The organism is Sutcliffiella cohnii (assembly GCF_002250055.1).
Taxonomy (GTDB): Bacteria; Bacillota; Bacilli; order Bacillales; family Bacillaceae_I; genus Sutcliffiella; species Sutcliffiella cohnii.
In genome coordinates this window covers 4,598,762-4,605,000 of sequence record NZ_CP018866.1, presented here as the reverse complement: position 1 = coordinate 4,605,000, position 6,239 = coordinate 4,598,762, and the positions used below count along the sequence as shown (strand labels likewise).

The window sequence follows — 6,239 nt, the reverse complement described above, 5'->3', positions numbered from 1 at the left end:
TCATATGCCCTCCTACCCCTTACAATAAAGAAAAAGAGGAACATATTAAGTTCCTCATAAAGTTTGTGGACAGTGTTTAAATTAATGACTATTAAACACGTTAAGCAGTTTGTACTAAAGTACTACTTATCATTGAAGCTTAATTTAAGCGACTAACTCTCTATTTATTTACTCTTTTATTCTTCAACTTCCCCATCCGAACTTGCATCACCTTGTTGTACGTTATCATCTGCTAATTCGTCCGCTAGTTCTTCTTCCGATTCCTCTTCTTTATCTACTCGAGCGACCGTTGTCACATATTCGTTTTCTGCAAGCTTAATAAGTTTTACACCTTGAGTGTTTCTTCCCATTTTGGAAATACCGTCTACTGACATCCGAATTAAAACACCACTCGCTGTGATTAACATTAAGTCTTCATCTGAAGTAACAGTTTTTACAGATACTAACTCACCGTTTTTATCTGTTATGTTACATGTTTTTATACCTTTTCCACCACGGCTTTGAATACGGTATTCCTCTGCCGCTGTTCGTTTCCCATAACCATTTTTCGTAACGACTAAAACTTCTAGCCCCTCTTCTAGTAATTCCATACCTACTACTTCATCATCAGCATCTAATGTAATTCCTTTAACACCAGTTGCCGTTCTACCCATTGAACGAACATCCGTCTCATGGAAGCGAATTAACATTCCTTTTTTCGTACCAATAATCATTTCCTTCGTTCCATCCGTCATCTTAACAGATATTAATTCATCATTGTCACGAAGACCTAATGCGATTAAACCATTGTTACGAATGTTAGCAAACTGCGATAAAGGTGACCGCTTAGATATACCATGTTTTGTTGTAAAGAATAAGTACCAATCATCAACAAAATCTTCTACTGGTATTATTGCATTTACCCATTCACCCTTTTCCACTTCTAGAAGGTTGATAATCGGTATACCTTTCGCTGTTCGGCTAAATTCAGGGATTTCATAGCCTTTTGCACGGTATACTTTTCCTTTATTCGTAAAGAACAATAATGTATCGTGGGTTGAAGTTGTTAATAAGTGTTCTACAAAATCATCCTCATTCGTACCCATTCCTTGAATACCTCGTCCACCTCTTCTTTGACTACGGTAAGTTGATAGTGGCAACCTCTTCACGTAACCGTTATGTGTTAGTGTAATAACAACATTTTGACGAGGGATCAAGTCTTCATCTTCAATATTTTCAAATCCACCTACTAAAATTTCTGTACGGCGGTCATCATCAAAGCGCTCTTTTATTTCTAACAACTCTTCGCGAATAATCTCTAATACTTTTTCTTCATCCGCTAAAATTGCTTTTAGCTCTTCGATTAGCTTAATTAGAGCATTGTATTCTTCTTCAATTTTTTCTCTTTCTAAACCAGTTAAACGTTGTAATCGCATATCTAAAATAGCTTGTGCTTGTTTTTCTGATAATGAAAACTGAGTCATTAATCCTTCTTTAGCTATTTCTGCTGTTTGAGAACCCCGGATAAGTGCAATTACTCGATCTAAATGATCAAGCGCAATACGTAATCCTTCTAAAATATGAGCTCTTGCTTCTGCTTTTCTTAATTCAAAAGCAGTACGTCGTCTAATTACAACTTTTTGGTGCTCTAAGTAGTAATATAAACATTGTTTTAAGTTTAAAACTTTCGGCTCCCCATTTTGGAGTGCTAACATGTTAATACCAAAGCTACTTTGTAAAGCAGTCTGTTTAAATAGATTATTTAAAAGAACGTTAGCATTAGCATCACGTTTCACTTCAATTACGATACGCATACCATTACGGTCTGATTCGTCATTAATATCAGAAATACCTTCTATTCGCTTGTCACGAACAAGTTCTGCAATTTTTTCAATTAACTTTGCTTTATTTACTTGGTATGGCAATTCATGAACAAGAATCGTTTCACGACCATTTGGTTTTTGTTCTATTTCTACTTTTGCTCGTATAGTAATCGAGCCTCGGCCGGTTTCGTACGCTCTTCTAATACCACTTCTGCCTAAAATTTGGCCAGCTGTTGGGAAGTCTGGACCAGGTATAATTTCCATTAATTCAGGAATAGTAATGTCAGGGTCTTTACTTAGCGCAAGCACACCATCTATAACTTCGCCAAGATGGTGTGGCGGAATATTTGTAGCCATCCCTACAGCAATACCTGAAGCTCCATTTACTAAAAGGTTCGGAAAACGGGCTGGTAATACTACAGGTTCTCTTTCTGAACCATCATAGTTATCTTGGTAGTCAATCGTGTCTTTGTTAATATCCCTTAATATTTCCATTGAAATTTTCGACATTTTTGCCTCTGTATAACGCATCGCTGCAGCCGAATCTCCATCAACAGAACCAAAGTTTCCATGTCCATCAACTAACATATGACGATAGTTAAAATCTTGCGCCATCCTTACCATCGTGTCATAAACAGCAGTATCACCATGAGGGTGATACTTACCAATTACTTCACCAACGATACGAGCAGACTTTTTATACGCCTTGTCTGCAGTCATACCTAAATCGTTCATCGCATATAAAATACGACGATGAACAGGCTTTAACCCATCTCGAACATCAGGTAGGGCACGTGATACGATAACACTCATCGCATAATCTAAAAACGATGTTCGCATTTCTTGACTTATATTAATCTCTTTAACACGAGGAGAACTCTCACTCATCTTCATGTACCTCCTTGCAAATTCTCTTTTAAATTTGCATCAGTATAATAGCGTTAGCACCATTTATGTATGCAAGAAAATGGATATTACGTTATGTAAACGCAAATCCATAATCTTCAGTGTTAGGCTACTATTCAATCTATTATTAGTTAAATATCTAAGTTTTTAACATAACGAGCATTATCTTGAATAAAGTTTCGACGCGGCTCTACTTTATCACCCATTAACGTCTCAAACGTTTCATCTGCCTCAATTGCATCTTGTAAACTTACTTGCAAGAGTGTTCTTCCAGCTGGATCCATTGTTGTTTCCCAAAGTTGACCTGGATTCATCTCCCCGAGACCTTTGTATCTTTGAATTCCAATTTTTTGATTTTCTGAAACTGTTTTTAATAATTCTTCAAGTTCCCGCTCATTATAAGCATAATCAACCTTTTTACCTTGCTGTATTTTAAATAACGGTGGTTGTGCAATATATATATATCCATGTTCAATTATTTGACGCATATAACGATAAAAGAAGGTTAGAAGTAGTGTTCGGATATGGGCACCATCAACATCCGCATCTGTCATAATAACAATTTTATGGTATCTTGCTCTAGTAATATCAAACTCTTCACCAATACCTGTACCTAATGCTGTAATGATTGTTCGAATTTCGTTGTTGGATAATATTTTATCTAGACGTGCCTTTTCAACGTTCAGAATTTTTCCACGTAAAGGCAAGATCGCTTGGAAATGGCGGTCTCTTCCCTGTTTTGCAGAACCACCCGCTGAGTCACCCTCAACAATATATATTTCGCTAATACTTGGGTCTTTAGAAGAACAATCAGCCAGTTTTCCTGGTAAACCTGATATTTCTAAGGCGCTTTTTCTTCTAGTTAATTCTCTAGCTTTTTTCGCAGCTAATCTAGCACGAGATGCCATCAAGCCTTTTTCCACTATTTTTTTAGCTGCAGAAGGATTTTCAAGCAAGAAACCTTCAAATTTTTCAGAGAATATAGAATCTGTAACAGCTCTTGCTTCACTATTACCAAGCTTTGTTTTTGTTTGACCTTCAAATTGTGGATCTGGATGTTTAATTGAAACGATAGCTGTTAGTCCTTCTCGTACATCTTCCCCAGTAAGGTTACTATCTGCATCTTTGAATATGTTGTGTTTACGTGCGTAATCATTAATTACTCTTGTAAGGGCAGTTTTAAAGCCCGATTCATGCGTACCACCTTCGTACGTATTAATGTTGTTAGCAAAAGAATATAGGTTACTAATATAAGAATCATTGTATTGGAGAGCAACTTCTATCGAAATACCTTCTCTCTCTCCTTCAACAAATACTACTTCTTCATGAACAACTTCTTTCGTTCTGTTTAAATGTTCTACATAAGACGCAATCCCGCCCTCGTAGTAATATTCGTTCTTTTTATTACCTTCGACACGCTTGTCCTCAATTGTAATTTTAATACCACGGTTTAAAAAAGCTAGTTCTCTAAGTCGGTTGGCTAGCACATCGTATTCATACTCTGTTGTTTCTGTGAAAATTTCTGGGTCTGGAACAAAGTGAATAGTTGTCCCTGAAATTTCTGTTTCTCCTATAACCTTCAAATCTTCAGCTGGTACTCCACGATGATATTCTTGATAGTGTATATTACCATCACGATGAACAAAAACCTCAAGCTTTGAGGATAATGCGTTAACTACCGAAGCACCTACACCATGAAGTCCGCCGGATACTTTATATCCTCCACCGCCAAACTTACCACCAGCGTGAAGTACTGTTAAGATAACTTCCACTGCAGGTCTACCCATTTTTTCATGTGTTCCTACTGGAATACCACGGCCATTATCTTTTACTGTAATACTATTATCCTTTTCTACTATTACGTTAATTTCTGAGCAAAAGCCCGCTAACGCCTCATCGATACTATTATCTACTATTTCCCACACTAAATGATGAAGACCTTTACTTGCTGTAGAACCAATGTACATACCAGGACGTTTTCTTACTGCTTCTAAACCTTCTAGTACTTGAATTTGACTTTCATCATAAGAGTTTTGTTCGACTTCTTTCTGATCCATTGTCATTTCTATCACCTACATTATTTATTTCACTCATAATCAGTTTTCTATTTTCTAGCTAATTCCGATATTACTAACTGATTCACTCATCGGCGGTTCATCTAACCTTTTCTTTAAGGTAGTAGACGCTAATGGAGAAAGGTAGATATACTCGGTCGTAACGACGATTGATTTAATATTATTTTTACTTATATTTTTAATTTTTTCTAATGAATTAGCAGTTAGTGTTTCTTTCCATTCTGTTTTTAATAGGCGTTTATCAAAAATTGCCACAACCTCAGATGCTCTTACCATAATTTCTTCGCCGATATGCAAGTACATTTGTCCTCACCTCAAAGTTTATTTTGTAGAGAACCAGAAACTACTCGGAACGTATCCGCTTGTTTCAATGTATGATGATCTATTCCTTCTACACTTGTTGTCGTAACAAATGTTTGTACTTTTCCTTGAATGGTATTTAATAAGTGAGACTGTCTATAGTCATCAAGCTCAGATAAGACATCATCTAGTAAAAGAATAGGATATTCTCCAATTTCTGAGAAAATCAAATCAATTTCTGCTAGTTTCAATGAAAGAGCGGTTGTTCTTTGTTGTCCTTGAGAGCCAAAAATATTAACTTCTTTTCCATTCACGTAAAAAAGAAGGTCATCTCGATGTGGTCCAAAAAGTGTGACTCCTCTTTCTATTTCTTTCTCTTTAACTTTTTCAAATTTTTCGTGAAAACTATTTACCATTTTCGACATATTTATATCTTCTGATACATTATCAACAGTTGTTTTATACTTAATCGCTAATTCTTCTAAACCTCTACTAATGCTATGGTGGATAGGTTTAGCCCATTGGCTTAGTTGCTCAATAAATGCAAATCGCTTAATTGTTACCTTTGCAGCTAATTCGATTAATTGATCTGTTAAAACGAGTAGCATCGTCTCGTCTTTTGTTTTTCTCGTTTGAAGTTGTTTTAAGTAATGGTTCCTTTGTTGTAGCACCTTTTGATATTTGGCTAAATCATGCATGTAAACAGGCGATACTTGACCTAGTTCCATATCAATAAACCTTCTACGTACTTGAGGACTTCCTTTTACTAAATTCAAATCTTCTGGGGCAAACATAACTACATTCATATTTCCAATGTACTGGCTTAACTTTGATTGCTCAATATGATTACATTTTGCTTTCTTACCTTTTTTTGAAATGACTAGTTGTAAAGGTAATGATCCGTTTCTTTTTTGAAGCCTACCTTCTATTTTAGCATATTCTTCGTCCCATTTTATTAGTTCTTTATCATTTGATGTTCGGTGAGACTTCGCCATGGCCAAAACGTAGATAGACTCCATAATATTTGTTTTACCTTGAGCATTTTCACCGATAATTACATTAACACCTTTTTCAAACGTTACTTCCAAAGATGTGTAATTTCGATAGTTTTTCACGCTCAAATGTTCAATATACAAATTGATTTCACCAACTTTAT

At 35.8% G+C, this 6,239-nt stretch carries 5 protein-coding genes (1 of these 5 cut by a window edge); all 5 read right to left on the bottom strand.

Features of this window, described 5'->3' with window-relative positions:
• Positions 1 to 4, bottom strand: the beginning of a protein-coding gene (locus BC6307_RS23010; RefSeq protein WP_235858172.1) for an HD-GYP domain-containing protein. The gene continues 1,073 nt to the left of window position 1, outside the view; only the first 4 of its 1,077 coding nucleotides appear in the window; its start codon is at positions 2 to 4; its stop codon lies off the left edge, out of view.
• A gap of 172 nt (positions 5 to 176) precedes the next feature.
• Entirely contained in the window at positions 177 to 2,690 is a 2,514-nt protein-coding gene (gene gyrA, locus BC6307_RS23005; protein ID WP_066417418.1) for a DNA gyrase subunit A, read from the bottom strand.
• A 149-nt stretch (positions 2,691 to 2,839) separates the two neighbouring features.
• On the bottom strand, positions 2,840 to 4,765 hold the full coding sequence (gyrB, locus tag BC6307_RS23000) for a DNA topoisomerase (ATP-hydrolyzing) subunit B (protein ID WP_066417496.1): 1,926 nt from the start codon (positions 4,763 to 4,765) through the stop codon (positions 2,840 to 2,842).
• Between the two features lie 54 nt (positions 4,766 to 4,819).
• The gene (gene remB / locus BC6307_RS22995) at positions 4,820 to 5,086 is read right to left on the bottom strand and encodes an extracellular matrix regulator RemB (RefSeq protein ID WP_066417420.1); all 267 of its coding nucleotides are present in this window, start codon (positions 5,084 to 5,086) and stop codon (positions 4,820 to 4,822) included.
• Positions 5,087 to 5,097: 11 nt separating this feature from the next.
• Positions 5,098 to 6,219: a DNA replication/repair protein RecF gene (recF, locus tag BC6307_RS22990; protein ID WP_066417423.1), complete on the bottom strand. Its 1,122-nt coding sequence runs from the start codon at positions 6,217 to 6,219 to the stop codon at positions 5,098 to 5,100.
• Positions 6,220 to 6,239: the final 20 nt, after the last annotated feature.